12 protein-coding genes are annotated in these 19,496 nt (G+C 45.3%); 3 read left to right on the top strand and 9 right to left on the bottom strand.

Annotated features, from left to right (window positions below; genetic code table 11):
- Positions 1-7: 7 nt before the first annotated feature.
- The 3 genes from Q1B11_RS18945 to cydD all read right to left on the bottom strand — a co-directional run bounded on the left by Q1B11_RS18945 (position 8) and on the right by cydD (position 5,353).
- Complete coding sequence (locus tag Q1B11_RS18945) at positions 8-1,684, bottom strand: AarF/UbiB family protein (protein ID WP_299735338.1); 1,677 nt, start codon at positions 1,682-1,684, stop codon at positions 8-10.
- 188 nt (positions 1,685-1,872) lie between these two features.
- Positions 1,873-3,555 (bottom strand): cysteine/glutathione ABC transporter ATP-binding protein/permease CydC, encoded by a 1,683-nt coding sequence (gene cydC / locus Q1B11_RS18940; RefSeq protein ID WP_299735336.1) that lies wholly within the window; start codon positions 3,553-3,555, stop codon positions 1,873-1,875.
- Complete coding sequence (cydD, locus tag Q1B11_RS18935) at positions 3,545-5,353, bottom strand: cysteine/glutathione ABC transporter permease/ATP-binding protein CydD (protein WP_299735333.1); 1,809 nt, start codon at positions 5,351-5,353, stop codon at positions 3,545-3,547. The genes cydC and cydD overlap by 11 nt, the downstream gene beginning before the upstream one ends.
- Positions 5,354-5,543: 190 nt before the next feature.
- Between cydD and trmJ the strand changes: the two genes are divergently transcribed.
- Positions 5,544-6,290, top strand: coding sequence for a tRNA (cytosine(32)/uridine(32)-2'-O)-methyltransferase TrmJ (gene trmJ, locus Q1B11_RS18930; RefSeq protein WP_366139491.1), 747 nt, complete (start codon positions 5,544-5,546; stop codon positions 6,288-6,290).
- Positions 6,291-6,445: 155 nt separating this feature from the next.
- The gene (locus Q1B11_RS18925; protein ID WP_299735331.1) at positions 6,446-9,286 is read left to right on the top strand and encodes a hypothetical protein; all 2,841 of its coding nucleotides are present in this window, start codon (positions 6,446-6,448) and stop codon (positions 9,284-9,286) included.
- Between the two features lie 50 nt (positions 9,287-9,336).
- Here the strand turns inward: Q1B11_RS18925 and Q1B11_RS18920 are convergent, their stop codons facing one another.
- From Q1B11_RS18920 to cysM, 6 genes are all read right to left on the bottom strand, one after another.
- Positions 9,337-10,041, bottom strand: a complete 705-nt coding sequence (locus Q1B11_RS18920; RefSeq protein ID WP_299735329.1) for an RNA pseudouridine synthase — start codon at positions 10,039-10,041, stop codon at positions 9,337-9,339.
- Positions 10,042-10,155: 114 nt separating this feature from the next.
- On the bottom strand, positions 10,156-10,938 hold the full coding sequence (mazG, locus tag Q1B11_RS18915; RefSeq protein WP_366139492.1) for a nucleoside triphosphate pyrophosphohydrolase: 783 nt from the start codon (positions 10,936-10,938) through the stop codon (positions 10,156-10,158).
- A gap of 52 nt (positions 10,939-10,990) precedes the next feature.
- On the bottom strand, positions 10,991-11,641 hold the full coding sequence (locus Q1B11_RS18910) for a toluene tolerance protein (RefSeq protein WP_299735324.1): 651 nt from the start codon (positions 11,639-11,641) through the stop codon (positions 10,991-10,993).
- 95 nt (positions 11,642-11,736) lie between these two features.
- Positions 11,737-13,986, bottom strand: a complete 2,250-nt coding sequence (gene relA / locus Q1B11_RS18905; RefSeq protein ID WP_299735322.1) for a GTP diphosphokinase — start codon at positions 13,984-13,986, stop codon at positions 11,737-11,739.
- 128 nt (positions 13,987-14,114) lie between these two features.
- Positions 14,115-15,446: a 23S rRNA (uracil(1939)-C(5))-methyltransferase RlmD gene (gene rlmD / locus Q1B11_RS18900; protein ID WP_299735320.1), complete on the bottom strand. Its 1,332-nt coding sequence runs from the start codon at positions 15,444-15,446 to the stop codon at positions 14,115-14,117.
- 89 nt (positions 15,447-15,535) lie between these two features.
- Positions 15,536-16,423: a cysteine synthase CysM gene (gene cysM / locus Q1B11_RS18895; protein WP_299735318.1), complete on the bottom strand. Its 888-nt coding sequence runs from the start codon at positions 16,421-16,423 to the stop codon at positions 15,536-15,538.
- 258 nt (positions 16,424-16,681) lie between these two features.
- On the opposite strand from cysM, the gene Q1B11_RS18890 reads away from it, so the two are divergent.
- Positions 16,682-19,441: a response regulator gene (locus tag Q1B11_RS18890; RefSeq protein WP_299735316.1), complete on the top strand. Its 2,760-nt coding sequence runs from the start codon at positions 16,682-16,684 to the stop codon at positions 19,439-19,441.
- The last annotated feature ends 55 nt before the right edge of the window (positions 19,442-19,496 follow it).

The raw sequence follows: 19,496 nt of genomic DNA, 5'->3' as shown, positions 1-19,496 counted from the left end.
TAAGCGATTAACTTTTCATTTGCTGACGCTGTTGGGTGGCAATACACTTCATCTTCTCCATATCCGGTGGTTTGTTGCCCTTGATAAGCGTCATAGCCCTGAACAGCGCCATAATGTCTTTTGGGGTTTTTACACCGTATTGATGAATCATATCAAAGATTTCAATAGGGCGTTGTTCCGGTGCTTCGGTATCACCGTCCTTAACCAACGCATTAATATTATTTTTAATCGCTTGCCAGTTCACGGCACCCGCTTTGAATTCACCAAGTTTTTTAAGGCATTCAACCACTGTATCCAGTGCTTGTTCTCTGCTTATTTTAGGCAGCGATTCATGTAAATATCCCGGCTCTTTCAACTCCCTTAAGGCAATGCCTATTTTCTGACTTGCGACGGTTTGTTCTTTCGTATGCTGCAAGGCATTCCCCAAATCAATAAAGTACACACATAGGGCACCATTTTCTTCAGCGACCATAATATTGCCATCATGGATATCGGCGTTGAAAAATCCTGATCGGGAATAACAGTAAAGCCATTGAGCAAAAGCAAGAAACTTGATGCTACTGCGAAGAGCTTCCAATCGATCAACGGTAATGACCTTTTCTGGTATCTTCAATACTCGCTGTAGAATGGCGCGTAATTTTTGATCATTCTTGTCAGAAGCCGTCAGCGTTACGCCCTCTACCCGCTGCATCACCATTGAGTGGCGGGTTGTATAGCGCGGATAGATTTCAGGCACTTTAAATTTGAGTTTGACGCCCAGATTGTCCAACAACTGAGTATCCGGTGGATCATACAGCCTGCTTATGGGTTCAAGGTCTTGATCATTGATCTCAAATTTTTCACATGCTGGCAATTTGCTGAATACTTCGGCCTGAGTTTGAGTATTTATGGCTTCCCCCGCCAGATTGAGTTCGCTCTTAAAGCTTTCAATAAAATCCGTGAGCGCTGCTTTCATGCCAGAACCCAACTTTCCTGGCGCGATAAAATTCACCACTTTCATCAACAGTGTCATCAGATTGATATCCGATAGAATTTTAGCCTCGTTGGCAGGGGAAATAAGTTTGACCACAATGGACATCGGTGTAATTTTGGCCAGCGTTGGGTCTTGAGTCTGTCCTGACTTGGTATAGATGTCATGTACCTCACCAATAGAACCAACACCAAGGTTTGTTCTGTCATCAAGAAGTTCAGGTTCATAATCGATACCTGCAGCTTCAAGGCACCGAATCAACTGCCGGTTGCTCATGGGTTTGTTACTGCTGCTCACATGACGCAGAGCTTTCGTGTAATCTTCATAATTATCCCCAAAGAACTTTTTGGCCATGCCTTCAGAACTGCAAATAAATTGAAGCAGCTTAAGAAATACGCCACCCAAACCATCAGCAGCCTGCTGAACACTTTTCGGGCTACCATTTCTTACCATAATATTAATGGTGTACCCCAAAATCTGAATCGACCGATAGCAGGTATACAGACCATTGCCGATTGCATTAAAAACTCGTTGAACAACATTTACTTGTTCGATCTTACGCTGGTGCAACGGTTTGTCAGGGGCAGATGATTCTGCAGCAGCCCTCTTGGGAATGAGGGGTTCCGAAGGTGCTTTTTTATGACTTGTTAACAGATTATCCGGAAATAATGTCGCTATAGAACTGGTGTTTTGTATGGCTGATAACGCAGACACACCATACTCCTTTATACATTATAAAAATATTAAAGCATGATACTAACGTCTAAGATCCAGGCGTCTAACAAGATGGTTAGCAGCACTAACTAAATGCACAACTTTAACAAGGCAGCTTAGATTAAATAGATTAAATAGATTAACCATCTACCCAAGCTACCTTTCCATATGATCGGGTACTTAAAGCATTATTTCATGACTGAACAGTTACCGGAGTCCAGAAAGTAGACCGAATCCATCTTTTCAAGCAAGGTGGTTTTATGGGTAATCATGATAATAGTGCTGCCTTCAAAAGACTGCAGTACCTCTTCCATCAGTGCTTTCTCACTATGGATATCCAACCCTTCTCCGGGTTCATCCAATATCAAAACCGGTGCCGGCTTCAACAACGCTCTGGCAATGGCCAGCCTGCGCTGCTCGCCACCAGAAAGCGCCACTCCACCCTGCCCTAACCAGATATCCAGTAATCCGGCATTGGCACTCTCCGTCATCGCTATTTGATGAAGCCCGGATCGTTGAATCACTGCCATTAGCATGTCATCGCTGGCATCCGGTGCAGCAAGCTGGAGGTTCTCCCTTAACGTTGCGTTGAAGACATCGGTTTTCTGAGGCACCACGGTGATGCCTCGATACAGTTCATGTTCTGAAAACCCGTTGATATTAATGCCATCTATAGAAACGGTTCCAGCTTCTGCTTCGAGGCCTCGGGTTAACAAGGTAATCAACGTCGACTTTCCGGAACCGGTTTTCCCCAGTATTGCCGTATGACTGCCCGCAGGAATGGTGAGAGACAATTCCTGTAACACTGGCAGCGCTGATCCATAGTGACAAGTAACGCCAGAGAACCGGACGTCACCTTTAGTGATCACACCACCGGTCTTTTCAGGAAATGAAACCACCGGCGTACTAACGACCTGACGCAGCCGGCCCGCTGCATGACGAGTATGACTTAAGAACTGAAAAGCCATCGGTAACGGCATTAATGCTTCAAAGCTGGCAAGCACACCAAATACCATCATCACCATCACTGGGCCACTGAAAACCCCCTGGGCCATTTCCCCGCTGGCAATAAACAACACTAATAATGACGCTAAGCCAGAACCAGTGACAAACAAAGCAGACCCAAGGCCTTCCAGTGACGACATTCTGGATTGATCATCGATCAAACCACGCTCCATGAGACGAACCTGATCCCGGCTGGCATCGTCACTGCCATAGATTTGTTGCTCCGTCATACCCTGAAGATAATCCAACACCTGCTGGCGCAATACAGATTGTTTGATCCCCATGGATTCGCCCGTCTTTTTTCCGGCCACGTAAAAAATCAGCGGCATAGCAATAATCCACAACGTCATGATAGTTAGGACCAGCAATGCCACGGTAGTACTGAAAAAGCTGAGAAACAGTGATAACAGCAACGTGACCGTCACCGCAGCGATCAAAGGGCTGAGTAATCGCAGATACAGTTGATCAAGCGCATCAATATCCGCCACCAAGCGATCTAACAGCTCGCCTTTGCGATAATACCCAAGGTGCTCCCGGGAGACAGGAACGACCTTATCAAAAAACCAACACCGTAAGCCGGACAATAGCCGAAAAGTAGCATCATGACTCACCAGACGCTCGGCATAACGGGCTGCGGTTCTGAGAATCGAAAAACCTCGAACCCCGGCCCCCGGTGTAAAAAAGTTAAACGTCTGAGCAGTCACTACGGTCAATCCGGCGATGGCCGTTGCAGAGATAAACCAGCCGGATAAAGACAACAGGCTAAGGCTGGCCAGAAGAGTGACAATGGCGAGCAGAATGCCCAGTGCCAGCAATCCAAGGTGCTGCCGGTAAAGCTTCAGGAAAAACCAGAGATCACGCATCATCAAGGCTCCCGCTGTGTGCACTGAGAAACTGCTGATAGTGCACATTCTCCTTTAATAATGATTCCGGCGAGCCACTGGCCACCAAACGGCCTTTTTCCAGCATGAGAATCTGATCCATCCCCTGCAGCTGATTCAATCGATGGGTAATGGTGATAACCGTACAATCATCCGGAATGGCGTTCAGGGCATCCAGCACCAGAGTTTCGCTGGCCGCGTCCAAACTGGCCGTTGGTTCATCCAGAATCAACACTTTTGCCGGTATCACCAGGGCGCGAGCCAGCGCGATGCGTTGCGCCTGCCCGACGGATAGGTTTCCGCCCTGCTCTTTCAAAGGGCTGGCCATACCATTGGGTAAACTCTTCAGGATGTCTAACCCCTGGGCCTTAGCCAGCGCTTGATAGCATTGATCTTTTGTAACTGATCGCCCAAAGGCAATATTGTCGTAAACGGAACCGTGAATAATCAGTGGCAACTGACCCAGCCAGGCAATCTCTGCGCGCCAACTGGCAAGCTCCGTCATGGCCAATGGTTGACCCGCGATGTCTATATCACCCTCATAATTCCGGAAGCCCATTAGCGTATTAATCAGCGTGGTTTTCCCAGCACCGCTGCTGCCAATAATGCCCACCTTTTGACCAGGCTGCAGGTTAAATGACACATCATTTAACAGTAACGATTGCGATTGCTGAGTCTCTAATCCCGCTTTTACACAAAGCCCCCTGGCAACAATGGTCAGAGGTTGTTTAGCAGGCACTGCCATATCACCAGAATGCACCTTCGTATCTTCACGGGACAACACGGCCAGAATATCTTCTGCAGCACCTACAGCCTTTGCCTTGGCATGATAGAAAGTGCCTAACTCTCGTAAAGGCTGGTAATACTCTGGAGCCAGTAATAACAGGAACAAACCGGTATATAAGCTGACTTCCCCGCCAAAGGTAATGTGCCCAAGGAACGTCATGCCAAGAAACACAGCCACCACGGCAATGGAAATCGAGGCAAAGAACTCAAGTACCGTTGATGATAGAAATGCCAGACGGAGTACTTGCATGGTTTTCACACGGAAATCTTCGCTGGCGTCAGACAGCTGTTCACTGGTGAACCGGGTTCGTTGGAACAGTTTCAGCGTTTCAAGCCCCTGAAGTCGATCCAGAAAAAAACCACCCAGGCGAGCCAGAGCCTGAAAGTTACGTCGATTCGCTTCGGCGGCTTTCATGCCAACAAACACCATGAACACAGGAATCAAAGGTGCAGTGCCCAGAAATACAATGCCCACCACCCAGCTTTGAGGAAAGGCAACCATCAGGATAATGATGGGAATCATCACCGCCAGCACCATTTGTGGCAGATACTTCGCTACAAATTCCTGCAATTCTTCAACCTGCTCCACCACAATAGCGGACCAGCTGCCAGCCGGTCTTTCGGCCACCGCTAGCGGACCGAGGTTTCGGAGCTTATCCAACAACTGTTTTCTGATAGCAATCCGCACGGCAGCGCCAGCACGAAAACCAAAGAACTCTTTACTCCAGACACAAACACCCCTGAGTACCAGTAATAACAATACCCATAAAAAGTCGGATATTAGCTGATCTCGATGGACACCTTCCATCACCATCTGATGAATCATTCCGGCCATTAATGAAGCCTGAAGAATAAGCAAGACCCCATTGAGCATGCCAAACAACATGGAAAACAGTAACCAGTAACGGGAAGCAGCAGTTTGCTGGACTAACCATCGGTAATTCTGTTTCTGGGTACTTTGCCCGAGTGGGCTTTCACTGGCAGAGTGTTGGCTCATATTAATTATGTATATTCCGTACAATCTGGATATATTTACGTGAACACATTGTACATTAAGACAGCACCGCTAAAACCACTGTAAAGAAGATTGATGCACTAAATGAAGAACATAAACGCAAAATCCATTCCTGAACTGGTGATTGAGGCTATGTAGGACTTATAATGCCGACCTTGAATTACCCAACACCATGGTCACCATGCTTCAGAATATCCGCATCATTCTTATTAATACCTTTCACCCCGGCAATATTGGCTCGGCAGCCAGAGCAATGAAAACCATGGGGCTGAGTGATCTGTGTCTGGTTACTCCCCAGCGTTTTCCAGCAGCAGATGCTAATTCTATGGCCGCAGGCGCGCTGGATGTCCTTGAAAATGCACGGGTATTTAATGACCTTGATGACGCCATTGCTGATTGCTCACTGGTCATCGGGACCAGTGCCAGAAGCCGTAGCCATTCCTTTTCCCGCCCCATGCTGGAAGCTGAGCAGTCTGCAGATAAACTACTGACAGAATCGTCCAGAAACCCTGTGGCGCTGGTGTTTGGCCAGGAAACCATGGGGCTAACCAACAGTGAGCTGGAAAAATGCCACTTCCACACCACCATTGATGCGAATCCCGATTACCCGGTACTTAACGTGGCATCAGCCATTCAAATACTCTGTTATGAGATTTTCAAAGCATCAACGAAAGTCGAAGTAACGCTTAATGATAGTGATGATGAGCCAGAATATCCGCTGAATAAGGATTTGGATCGATTTTACCAGCACCTGGAAAAGACACTGACGGATATCGACTTCATCATCCAACAGCACCCAGGTCTTGTCATGACCCGTCTTCGTCGGCTCTTCAACCGTGCCCGCCCTGAAGCCAAGGAGTTGAATATGCTCAGAGGCATATTGAACGCTGCACAGAAGAGTGCAGCAAAAAACGGGTAAGCCATGGACTTAGAAGCTGTTAACAATCTTTCTGCGAGCTGCAAACGATCATGAACAGCTTCTTAGACATAAGTTCAGGTTAAGACATAAGTCGACTATTCTTCCGTTCGTATAAAAAGATAATAGAAGCAAGGTTATCTTCGTTGGAGAATATCATGCCAATATTATCGACAACATCAGCATCAGTCAGAGGTGATGTAGCACTTCCATCAACAGAGAATGGGCTCGTTGATAATTTTCACAGCGATGTCTCTGTTCGCTCCAATGACGTTTCTAACGAGGGGATAAAGACTGAATCCCCTCCGATTTCCAAAAGAACTGCTGACATCAAGCGCACTTTCAAAAAGAAAAACACTAGTGATACCTTCAAAAAACTTTGTCAGTACTCTCTTGAATTGACCGATAGTGTGAAATCCGGGACCCCACCAACAAAAGAAGAGTTAGATAATAACCGTAATGAATTTATAAAACTGGTGTCTGCCAACAGCTTAGAAAGTTGGCTTAACACAACAAAACAGGAATCTGAAAAAAAGTATCCTATCAAATTCTATGTATCAGAAAAAAAGACAATGAAAAAAAGAGCTGCTTATGTAACCAATAAAATCCTATTACAAATACAAGCATTGGAAGAAGAGCTTTCCATGCCACCTTGTGGAAAAAGAAACACAGCTGCCGCTGCCATTAATACTGGCTTTAATATGACAGGAAAGATAGAAAACCTATATAACGCTATTGGTGTTCAGTTCCACTCTGTACCAGCCTTAGAATATGACATCAATGAAATGAAAGAGAAAATAAACAAAAACAAAGGTAAAGACCTACCATTAGAATCCATTAAAGAAAAAAATATTATACTTGAAAATAAAATCAAGGAATCACAAGATATAATTGACCAGTTAAAACATGAGCAAACAAAAAAAACAATCGAACAATTCCTTAAACAGTTCAACCAAGAAAAAATCAACTACTTAACAAAAATTCTGGAACACAAGAAAAAAGCACCAATGAGACCCCCTACATTCAAGGATGAAGCAAAAGCTCAATTATATATGCAACCAAATTCCAAAACAGGAAGGATCGAAACGCCAACCACTACACCAAAGGATGAAGGATATTATAGTGATGATCAAAACTACATCATCAGAAGTAATACAATCAATTCTAGATCAAGTGTTGCCAGCAGTGGCTACCAGTCAGACTTAAGTCGATCCAGTAGTATCAACTCATCAAATAGAAACAGTGTATATAGTAATAGCGCCAGTTATTCGATTAATCCAGATTCTATTGAATTGACAAGAAAAGAAAGTCCGGTAGAAACAAAAGCATTATCTCTAAAATCTGAACCGTGTACAGAAACAACTAAAAACCGAATATCCAACATCGATGTTTACCATAAAAAATGCATGGAGACTTCATCTGGCAAAGAAGCTAGAAATCAAATCGACAACTACCAAAAAGCGCTCGTTGAATTAGCAAAAGATAGTGCACTTTCATTAGAAGAAAAAAATGCCGCTTACCAAACACTGCTACCAATGACTGTAAAATACAATCTACTTATGAACAATATTGGTACAAAATCCTCAAAAAAAACCTTATCAACAAGAGAGATTCATAAAGAGCTCTTTAATGAAATAGACACTCTAGTGGAATTCCTAAAGTTAAGATCGACCCATAAGGTAGACGCTTTGCAATCTCAGGTATCTACTAATTTCGCTACACGAAACATGCGCAATGATGCTGAACGAGAATTTTTCCTACGTGACTGTCTTGGCATGGAACCAGAATCAACAGAAGTAATTGCTGTTGAAATTAACAAGATTTCAACAAAGGCTAAAAAAACTAAAGAAGAATTGGCTATTCTGGAAGCAGAGCTAAAACCAACAATAAATAGCTTAAATAAAGAGCGAACAAAACAATTAGAACAGTTAAACTCCATTACGATATCGCTATGCAATCTCGAAGAAAAATTAATGGCAAATGCCACTCATGAAGAACTCGGTACTATACATAAAGAAAAGCAGACATTACAGCAACAGGAGTTATTAATTACAAAGGAATTTGAAAGTGCGAAACTTGAAAAATTAGTTTCATTACATGAAACAAAAAAACTGCAGAAAAAGAGAGAGATTACCATAAAAATGCTCGAAAACAAGATCAAGTCTATCAACTCTGATCACCCAATTACTTATCGCGATTTCTTAGAAAAACACTGCGCACTTGCTATTGAGAAGTTAGAAGAAAGAGTTATTTCTTCGTTTAAATCCATAATAGTAAGCAACAAAAAACTACTGACATCGAAACACTTTAGAAGAGAATTAAAATACAAAATTCTCGACCAAAGAACGAAAGACACAAACCTCACCCAGTGCGAGAAAATATTAAATATTCTTTGCGACACTAATGCGAACTCAACAAAAAACAATAAAGCGAAGATTGCTCTAGCTTCATATACTGATATATCTCTTAGAACAGGCGATCTAAAAAGTCAAAGAGTAAGAGCTGACATAATGGCGACTTTAAACAGAATCACAACCACAAAATCCAGCCCAGACAACTGTGAAAAAACGGTAAAAATTTCAGAGAACGAGTCAGCAACTGTCGTCACCTCAAGTATTAAATCGAATCTCATACCAAATGGGGAAACACAAAATCATAGTAAAAGTAAAAGGGAAGAAGAATATGATACTGTTAAAGTAGTCACTGAGAATGATTCACTATATTCCTTTATAATGAATGACTCTAACGACAATGAAAATATAATCCCTAACATACCAAATCATGGCACCGTGGATGACTCAACACTATTAGCACCATCAAAAAAAACCACTATTATCCCGTTGAAGCCTGCTGCAGAAGAAGCTATTCATCGTCCGAAGAAAAAACAAAAAACATCTAAACCAATTTTCAGACACTCAATCAATGACTTTCTTGAAAGTAAAGGAAAAGATGAAAAAGTATCAGAGCTAATAAAGCTTTTTAGCAACAAAGACTCATAGGTCTGTGAATAAAAATTGGTATTTCATACTGTCTTAAAGCGGGTTCAGGGTTAACTATCAAGAAGGCCCTGAACATCGCTCTCTGATAAATGACTACACCCACCTTCTTCCAGGTCTCTCATAACCAAACACTTCAAACGATGACGGTACAAATCAAGAACTCGATAACCTAATGATTGACACATCTGCCTGATTTGACGATTTTTCCCTTCGGTTAAAATAATTTTAAAACTATAATCGTCTATTCTTTCTATGATACATGGTCGAGTAACTACATTTTTATAGGATACTCCGGCCGCCATTTTTTTAATAAATAATGCTGATAAAGGTTTATCTACTCTAACCCAATATTCTTTTTCATGATAATAATCAGGATGAATCAGCTTTTGACAAAGTTCCCCATCATTGGTCAACAGCATTAATCCCCTGGAATCCTTATCGAGACGACCGACCGGAAAAACTCTTTCTCCTGCATCACAAGCAGGCAAATAATGAATAATGCTATCTTTATCCTCAATATTTAATACGCAGTCGATACCAACGGGTTTATGGTAGATAAAATTTACATTCTTTTTCTTAAGAATCAGCCTCTTACCCTCAATAAAAACACTATCATCGTCGTTAATTCGATCAGAATGCTTACCCTGTCGACCATTGACCAAAACGACACCACTTTCAATCAAACGTGACGCCTGTCTCCTTGAGCAAACACCAGCGTCGGAAATAAACTTTGACAGGCGAATCGTTGGCATCATGCTTGTTGTCCGTTGTCCGTTGTCCGTTTCCTGTAAAAGCCTTGCTGTTTGTGCTTTTACGGAAAACGGTAAACACTTCTCCGAATAGTGAAGTTATTCAGGGACAGTTCCTTATCACGCTTTACTCTGCTGCCAGTAGGATTCCATCTCATCCAGCGTCAACTGTTGAAAGCTAAAACCGTCATTGTCGGCCAGCACTTCCATAGATCGAAAGCGTTGCTCAAATTTAACAGAGGCCTTTCTCATGGCCATTTCAGCATCCACTTTTAAGTGTCTGGCAAGGTTAACGCAGGCAAACATAAGATCACCGACTTCTTCTGACACCCGTTCAATGCCTTCAGCCCTGGCTTCGAGAACTTCATTGAGCTCTTCATATATCTTATCAACGACGGGCTCAACGTCCGGCCAGTCAAATCCGACTTTGGCAGCTGCGGACTGAATTTTTTCTGCCCGTAACAGAGCTGGCATGGATGAAGGCAAATCATCAGGCATCGCCGACGTTGACACAGCGATACTCTTCTTTGCTTTCTCTTCTGCCTTAATCGCCTGCCAGCGTTGTTTAACGACTTCTGGTGTGAGTTTATCGTCTGACGCAAAAGACGACAGGGTTCCATCAGGAAATACATGGGGGTGTCGTCTTACTAATTTTGACTGCAGTTCCTGACAGATGTCATCGAAGGAAAACATCCCTGCTTCTTCCGCTATTCTGGCGTGAAACAACACCTGAAACAGTAAGTCTCCCAGCTCCTCCTTCAGGTTTTCGTAATCCTCTCTGGCAATGGCCTCAGCCACTTCACTGGCTTCTTCCAGAGTATAAGGCGCAATGGTAGAAAAGGTTTGCTTAAGATCCCAGGGACAACCATGTTCCGGGTGTCTTAATCTAGCCATTAATGCCACTAAATCATGGATGGGAGATGACAATATGTATTCCTTTCGTTTGATAAAGCGGTTATGCCGGAAGTAACTTCTTCAATGCCAGCTTCAGCGAATCAGGGGATTTAGCCTTCTCATGATATGCGTTCAACAACGGCTGAACAGCATCACCAAACAGCATCATATCTTCACTGTACCGAATCATGTGCTGAAAGTTTCTCAGTCGCTCAGAGTCTTTAAACGGCCTGTTCAAGCATCGCATATCCGCAATATCAATCAAGCCTAATCCCCGATCCACAGTTCGAACAATATTTCCCATATGCAGCGAGCGGAAGTAAACACCGGAGTCGTGCAATGTGGCAATAAACGCTCCTAACTCTATGGCCAGCTGTTCTTTCTCTGATGGGGATGAGGATTTCAGGTAACTGCGGAGCACATCGCCCTGCAATGGCTGATAGTGAACAACCTTTCGTTGAATAGAAGGAACGTTATAAACACCATTGATATCGATGGTTGGGATACGAAGCTGGATTAACGCGGCTGCATTATTCGCAAATCGTTGGGCATAGGGATTTATTAATTCCGAACTGATCAGATGTTTACGACGAAACAGTTTCAAATAACTTTCGTCAGGCAACTGTATGACTTTTTCACCATGACCATCGGACTCGATGACCCGACCATTCTGTCGGAGCTCATTAAACTGAATTTCACTCAGCGTTTGCATTGACACCCTCAGCAACCCCGGAAGATGCAAAGCAAAAACTGCAAACCATCCGGCAAATGAACGGATTATATCCACAAGCCGAACGGTCTACAAAATTAGCTCATTTTTCTGTGCCTTACGGCCTCGATCACATTGTGCAACTGTTCAATCTTCGCCAGTACACGACCCAGACTTTCCAACCCCTGAACCTCGATACTCAACAGCATGCTGGCAAGATGCTCTTCCTTGCTGGTTCTTGTTTGCATGGACAATACATTAACCTTGTCGTTCGCCAAAACGATGGTGATATCACGCAGCAATCCCGGGCGGTCAAATGCGGTAATCATAACATCTACGGGGTAGCCGTATTCCGGCTTACTGCCCCAATTCACTTCGATTAAACGTTCAGGTTCCCGCTCCTGTAACGATAAGGCTGTATTACAATCATCCCGGTGAATAGTGACTCCCCGTCCAATGGTGATATAGCCAATGATCGAATCGCCAGGCACAGGCTGACAGCAGCCGGCCATCTGAGTCAGCAAGTTGCCCACACCATCGATATTGATCGTGCTGTCTGATATCCGATCCTGCTGAGGCTTGGTCCGAATTTCAAAGGATTTCTCTTCTTCCGGCGCTACCTGTTTTTGTGCCAGAGACACCACGTGGCGGAGCTTAATATCGCCGGCACCAATGCCCGCAAACAAATCCTCAACCGTTAAAACATTCGCGGTTTGTGCCAACTGTTCATAATTGACACCGTGCAACGCATGTCGTTTGATTTCCAGCTCCAGCAGACTTTGGCCATCGTCGATGTTGGCATCACGATCCTGCTTCTTAAACCAATTGGTAATTTTCGCCCTGGCACGGCTGGTGGTCACATACCCTAGATCCGGGTTTAACCAGTCACGACTCGGCTTGGCATTGGGCGCCGTCAGAATCTCAACCTGATCACCGGTTTTCAGTTTATGGGTTAACGGTACAATACGACCGGCTACCTTAGCACCACGACAACGGGTACCTACTTCAGAATGAATTCGGAATGCAAAGTCGATCGGCGTAGCACCAACGGAAAGGTCGACCACATGGCCATCTTTAGTGAACACATAAATCCGATCCGGCTCCACATCGGCGCGCCATTGGCCGCCCAGTTCTTCCAGATCACCGAGATCTTCATGCCACTCCATAACCTGACGAAGCCATGAAATTTTTTCTTCGTAACTGTCGTTTCGGCTATTGACGTCAGTGCCCTTATATTTCCAGTGGGCACAAACCCCAAGCTCAGCTTCTTCGTGCATCCCATGAGTACGAATCTGAACTTCCAGTGTTTTGCCTTCAGGGCCAAATACCGCCGTATGCAGGGAGCGATAACCATTTTCCTTTGGCGTGGCAATGTAATCGTCAAATTCTTTCGGAATATGATTCCAATGGGAGTGCACTACACCCAGCGCAGCATAACAATCACGGACTTCATTGGTCAGGATACGAACGGCACGGATATCGTAAAGGTCTCTGAAGTCGATATTCTTGCGCTTCATTTTGCGCCAGATACTGTAGATGTGTTTTACCCGACCACTGACCTCTGCCTCAACATGGGCTTCGGTGAGAGAAGACTTCAGGGTATCGACCACATCGGAAATATACTTCTGACGATCCAGTCGTTTACCGTCTAATAGTTTGGCAATTTTTTTATAGTCCTGTGGTTTCAAATAGCGGAAAGAAAGATCCTCTAGCTCCCACTTGATGTAACCAATACCCAGACGATGAGCCAGTGGCGCATAGATTTCAAAGACTTCTCTGGCAACCCGCTGTCGTTTTTCTTTACTGGCGTGTTGAACAGCCCGGATGGCACAGGTCCGTTCTGCCAGTTTGATCAGCGCTACACGCACATCATCAATGATGGACACCAGCATCTTCCGGACTTTTTCCAGTTGATCCTGACGATGATCCAGCACCTGCCTTCTGGGATGCTGAACATTACTGATGGCGGCCATGCCCTGAACATCGCGAATCAAACCGGCAACCAATGAGCCAAAATTCGATTCAACCTGTTCCAGGGTTAATTTTGTTTCCCTGACAGCACGATAGAGAACAGAAGCAACGAGAGTATCAATATCAAGCTTTAACTCAGCCAGGATCTCAGCCATCTCCAAACCGGTTCGGAAACACCCTTTCCCGGTTGGCCAGGCGGTTTCATTTTCAGCGCTCTGCTGCATAGCCAGCAGTTCCGATTGACGGGACAGTTCACAGGCATCACGCAATCGATCCGTATCGCCGACACCGAACCGTTCCTGAAGTCGGTTGAGCCAAGCATCCAGATCCACAGTGCCATCGTAGTGCTGGGGCTGATCCTCTCTAACCTTGACCATCTATTCCATTCCGTCTCTATCTATACTAATCATGACTATGATGAAATCAATTCTATCCGAAATGCGTCAGGCTATCGCGCAAGTTTACCCAATGCATAATTATGCCTCTTCCCGAACGCACAATCTAACTAGCGCACAAAAAGCGCCATAGATTCTACATGAGTAGTCTGGGGAAACATATCCATGACGGACAATCGCTGCAACCGATAACCATGTCCGGACAAACTCCCCGCATCCCTGGCCAAGGTTGCCGGATTGCAGGAAATATACAACAAGCGCTCGGGCAATAATCCAACCAGATGATCAATCATGAAATCAGCACCGGCTCTCGGTGGATCCAGTAGCACGATGTCGTATGATTCTTTAGCCCAGAGTTGATGATCAAAAGCCGCAGAAAGGTCTGCACAAAAAAACTCAGCATTCTCGATATCATTTGCCTTTGCATTGACCTTAGCTTGATCCACAGAACGTTGGCTACCTTCAACGCCCACCACTGTCGCACCATGACGAGCAAATGCCAGAGAGAAGTTACCGATCCCGCAGAACAGATCAAGGACACGATCGGTTTTTGCAGGCTGCAACCACTGGATTGCCTGATCCACCATCGCCTGATTCACCTGCCAGTTTACCTGGGTAAAATCCTGTGGTCTGAAATGCATCACCAATTGCTCAGAGGGTAGCGGATAATGCATCGAAAATTCGGACGAGTCTTCTGGGTATAACCGTTCGATGCGGTCAGCATCGGACTGCAGAAAAATAAAGAGTTGATGAGTTTCAGCAAAGACCCTGAGTGACGCCCTATCGGTTTCAGACAGTGGTCGAATATGACGAAGTAATACACCACGGCTATCACTCAGCTGAAATAACTCTGCATGTGAAATAGCTTCCCTGCCCTTCAATGTTGGTAGGTAAGTTCTTAACAATGCCGGCATGTTCTGCAGAGGTTCTGCCAATACCGGGCATTCTGAAATTTGACAGATGGCATTGCTGCCTTTTTCGCGAAAGCCCATGAGTAACTGACCCTTTTTCCAGCGCATGGACAGACGACTTCGGTGCCGGTAGCCATAAGGAGCCGAACGTAATGGTTCATCGATGGATTCAGGACAGACTTTGGCAAAGCGCTGCAGCTGATCAATCACAATGCTCTGTTTATTCTTCAACTGAGCATCATGAGTATTGTACTGTAAGCTACAGCCGCCGCATTGTTTAAAGTGACGGCACAATGGTTCACAGCGCTCTGCCGAAGCATCGACAACCGCACTGACTCTGGCATTCATAAAGCGACGCTTGTCTTCCAGCACCTGAACCCGAACCGTTTCATCGGGTAATGCACCATCCACAAACAGCGTTTTCCCACGGTGCCGTGCAATCCCCCGACCATCATGGGAAAGCCCTTCTATGCGCACATCCTCTTCAAGGACAAATGGGGTAAAGGAAGTACGTTTTAAACGCTGTTTCACCACGGGCACTCTTAACTGGAAAGTAGTTGGTTCATTTTACGCTGTTACGCTGTTTCAAAGCACTGGGATTGACCGCATTGTGATCAGGGTCAATTAAAGACACCCGTCGACAAATAGCGATCACCTCGATCACAAACAATGGCAACAATAGTGACATTCTCCAACTGTTCGGATAGCTTCAGCGCTGCCGCCACCGCGCCACCGGAAGATACGCCACAGAAAACACCTTCTTCCTGGGCCAGAGATCTCATGCACACTTCCGCATCCTGCTGACTGATATCCATGACAACATCTATCGCCGAACGGTCAAAAATAGCAGGCAGGTATTCCGGACTCCAACGCCGAATACCGGGGATTTTCGCCCCATCTTCTGGTTGCAGCCCGATGATTTGAATCTCCGGATTCTTTTCTTTCAGATAACGGGAAGTCCCCATGATCGTACCCGTCGTTCCCATTGAGCTGACAAAATGGGTCACGGCTCCCTGAGTCTGTTGCCAGATTTCTGGTCCCGTCGATTGATAATGGGCTTTAGGGTTGTCCATATTGGCAAACTGATTCAGAACTTTCCCTTTACCACGATTCTGCATAGCCAGCGCCAGATCACGGGCCTCTTCCATACCATCGCTGACCAATATCAACTCGGCCCCATAAGCAGACATGGCTGCACGACGTTCGACGCTCATGGTGTCCGGCATTATCAAAATCATTTTATAGCCGCGAATAGCCGCTGCCATGGCCAGCGCAATGCCGGTATTGCCACTGGTAGCCTCAATTAACACATCGCCGGGAAGAATATCGCCACGATTTTCTGCCTCCACGATCATGGACAAGGCAGGACGATCCTTGACGGATCCAGCAGGGTTTTGCCCTTCCAGTTTCAGTAACACCGTATTGGATGTTTCACCCTGCAGCCGCTGTAGACGAATAAGAGGGGTATTGCCGATTAACGACTCAATGGTCGGATATTCCATGGACATAGTACTGACGTTAACTTTATTATGGCGTGACTAAGGATTTGTCCTGAAATAACTTCCACATTTGAATTAACGTTGTCCGCACTCCGTCGTCCGTTTTCCGAAAAAGCTTGAGACACTCGCGCTTTTACGGACTACGGACATCGGATAGCGGGCAACTGTCTCAACGATGCTTCAGTGTCTCAGTATATGTGGATCTTATTTCGGGACAGTTCCTAATTAATAATACAGAATAATAGCCTTACAGGGAAAGGCAGTAGAATGAGACATAACCTTCTCGCGCTTCGTCAGCACATACTGTTGCTGGCTTTTTTACCAGGGATCATCGTTGCCCTCCTGATGGGCACCATGTACTTGGGCAAACGCTACATTGAACTTGATGAACAACTGATGTCGGAAGCGTTGAACGAGTCACAACGCAAATCCACAGCAGCGGCACTGCTCATGCAAAACAGTAATCATCAGGAACTTCAAACGCTCTTATCTATGCTTCTGGATGACTCTGATATACGTTCAGTCAGTTTATTCGACAAAGATGGCATGCCAATGCTTCATGCAGGCCCATCACTTTACCAACATGATGAACTGCCCTCCCTGTTAATGCCAACGCAGCAATCTTTACAGAGTGATGAAGTCATTCAGGTTGCCAGCCCCATTATCAGTCCTGTGACGTCAACTCATTACGGCTGGATGATCCTTGATTACACCTATGCTCAAACACACCTGAAACTATACCGTTCGCTAGCCTTCAGCGTTGTCGTGGTCGCAATGGGCTTGATGATTGCCCTGGTAATGAGCCTGAAACTGGCCAGTAACGTTATACGACCATTAGACAATATGGCCAGAGTGATCAGTCGTATTCGTGATGGGTTTTACGACACACGCCTTCCCGAAACTCCAAACAGCCTGCTATTTGAGCTGGAGTCAGCGATCAATGAGATGTTGGACAGTCTGCAGGCAAAACATCAAAAAATGACTAGCCATATTGCCCAGTATAATGATGAACTGCAGGAAACACTGGAAACCATTGAGATCCAGAATGTTGAGCTGGATCTCGCCCGAAAAGAAGCACTGGAAGCCAGCAGAAGCAAGAGTGAATTTCTCGCCAACATGAGTCATGAAATTCGTACTCCCCTGAATGGCATTATCGGTTTTTCCAGCTTAATGCAGAATTCGGATCTTACCCCAGAGCAGCACGACTATATCAATACCATTGAAAAATCCTCCCACGGCTTGTTAACCATGCTCAATGACATTCTGGATTTTTCCAGAATGGAAGCGGGAAAGCTGGAGCTTGACCCTCACCCCACCTGCGTCCGTGATGTGGTTGAAGATGTCATCACCTTTCTTGCCCCCGGCGCTCACCGAAAGTCATTGGAAGTCGTCCATTTAATTTACGACGATGTACCTGAAAATATTATTATCGACAGTCAGCGACTGAAACAGATTTTGACCAATCTGATCAGCAACGCCATCAAATTCACCAGTTATGGTTCTATTGCTATTCGAGTAATGCTGGATCATTGGGAAAAAGACGATCGCCCTTCCCTGAAGATTTCCGTGACCGACACAGGTATTGGCTTAACCAAAGAACTTCATCACAAACTGTTTCATGCCTTTGCTCAGGCAGACACCAGCAGAAATCGTAAAGTTGGGGGTACCGGGCTAGGCCTTGCCATTTCCAAAAGTCTGGTAGAACAGATGGGCGGTGAAATAGGTCTTGAATCTGACCTTGGGCACGGTGCAACTTTCTGGTTCACTTTTAAGACAAAAGTCAGTCACAGTGAAGAGTGTTGCGATCAGTCTATTGCGACAACCATCCGTGGCGCATTGGGTAAACGCAGGATGTTGTTTATTGAACCAATGGAACTGACGCGACTTTCCATCACTCACCTACTGGAAAAATTTGGTGCCCAGGTAACCGCAGTGAGCAGTTTATCTGACGCTACGACCAAGAAAAATGCCAAGAAAAATACCGCTACCACCTTTGACTACATCTTAATTGATCTGGATGACATTCCGCTCAACAACTCTCTGGGACAGCTGAAGGCATCTCACCCTGAAGCCAAAATTATTTTGTTAACCACCGGCACAAATGAAAAAAAACTGCCGAATAACGAAACCACCTTATTAAAGCCTATCAGTCAGCAGAGGCTTTATACTCTTTTCTCACACAAAGGAGCCCAGACAGGAAGCACCATTAACGAGCCAGATAAACGGTTAAACATCCTGGCGGTGGACGACAATCCGGTCAACTTAAAGCTGATCAAGTCCATGCTTGAGAAATTTGGCCAAAATCTGTCCAGCGCAGAAAATGGTTACAAAGCGATTGAACTTTGTAAGAAATCCCAGTTCGATATTATTTTCATGGATGTACAAATGCCGGAAATAGATGGACTGGAAGTCACCCGACGTATTCGCTCCAATATCCCGGGCAACCAGCGCACTCCCATCATTGCCGTCACAGCTCATGCTTTACCAGAGGAAAAGAAAGCGCTACTGCAAAATGGTTTTGACGACTACCTGAGCAAGCCTGTCAACGAAAAGCACATTGTGAGCATGCTTAATCAATGGGCACAAGCTGGCAACAAGACAGTTGTAAAGAAACAACCGCCAGAACCCGCAAACCACCCTGAAAAAAACAACTCTAACGCCCCGGTTGATATGGACCTTGCCGTTCAACTGGCCGCAGGTAACAGTGATTTGGCCTTGGAAATGCTGTCTATGATGAAAGATGGCCTGGATGATGATCTCAAAACCCTGCAACAGAGTTGGCAGAATAATGATTGCCCCGCCATGCTCGAGAGAGTTCATCGACTGCACGGCGCTTGTCGTTATTGCGGCGTACCTGAGCTTGAAAAAATATGCAATCGACTGGAAACCCGACTGAAAAAAACAGGTAACTTGTCAGACCCTGACATCGCTGATGATTATCAGAAGCTACTACTGTCCATTATCAAGCTAAAAGAGTGGGATCCGAAAAATGAGCCCACTAATGATCAGCAATTCCCGCTGAAGTGATTCCAGTCAACAGCACCAAGGCTTCTAGCCAGTTTTACTTATTCCGGAATCGCAA

It is taken from the genome of uncultured Endozoicomonas sp., assembly GCF_947495845.1.
In the GTDB taxonomy this organism is placed as follows: domain Bacteria; phylum Pseudomonadota; class Gammaproteobacteria; order Pseudomonadales; family Endozoicomonadaceae; genus Endozoicomonas.
Note: the sequence above shows the minus strand (reverse complement) of the source record. Positions and strands in the feature narration are given on the sequence as shown.

Excerpts from the sequence above, each read along its gene's own strand:
- cydC (WP_299735336.1), bottom strand. The coding sequence starts at position 3,555 with ATGATGCGTGATCTCTGGTTTTTCCTGAAGCTTTACCGGCAGCACCTT.
- cydD (WP_299735333.1), bottom strand. The coding sequence starts at position 5,353 with ATGAGCCAACACTCTGCCAGTGAAAGCCCACTCGGGCAAAGTACCCAG.
- trmJ (WP_366139491.1), top strand. The coding sequence starts at position 5,544 with ATGGTCACCATGCTTCAGAATATCCGCATCATTCTTATTAATACCTTT.
- Q1B11_RS18925 (WP_299735331.1), top strand. The coding sequence starts at position 6,446 with ATGCCAATATTATCGACAACATCAGCATCAGTCAGAGGTGATGTAGCA.
- Q1B11_RS18920 (WP_299735329.1), bottom strand. The coding sequence starts at position 10,041 with ATGATGCCAACGATTCGCCTGTCAAAGTTTATTTCCGACGCTGGTGTT.
- Q1B11_RS18910 (WP_299735324.1), bottom strand. The coding sequence starts at position 11,641 with ATGCAAACGCTGAGTGAAATTCAGTTTAATGAGCTCCGACAGAATGGT.
- relA (WP_299735322.1), bottom strand. The coding sequence starts at position 13,986 with ATGGTCAAGGTTAGAGAGGATCAGCCCCAGCACTACGATGGCACTGTG.
- cysM (WP_299735318.1), bottom strand. The coding sequence starts at position 16,423 with ATGTCCATGGAATATCCGACCATTGAGTCGTTAATCGGCAATACCCCT.
- Q1B11_RS18890 (WP_299735316.1), top strand. The coding sequence starts at position 16,682 with ATGAGACATAACCTTCTCGCGCTTCGTCAGCACATACTGTTGCTGGCT.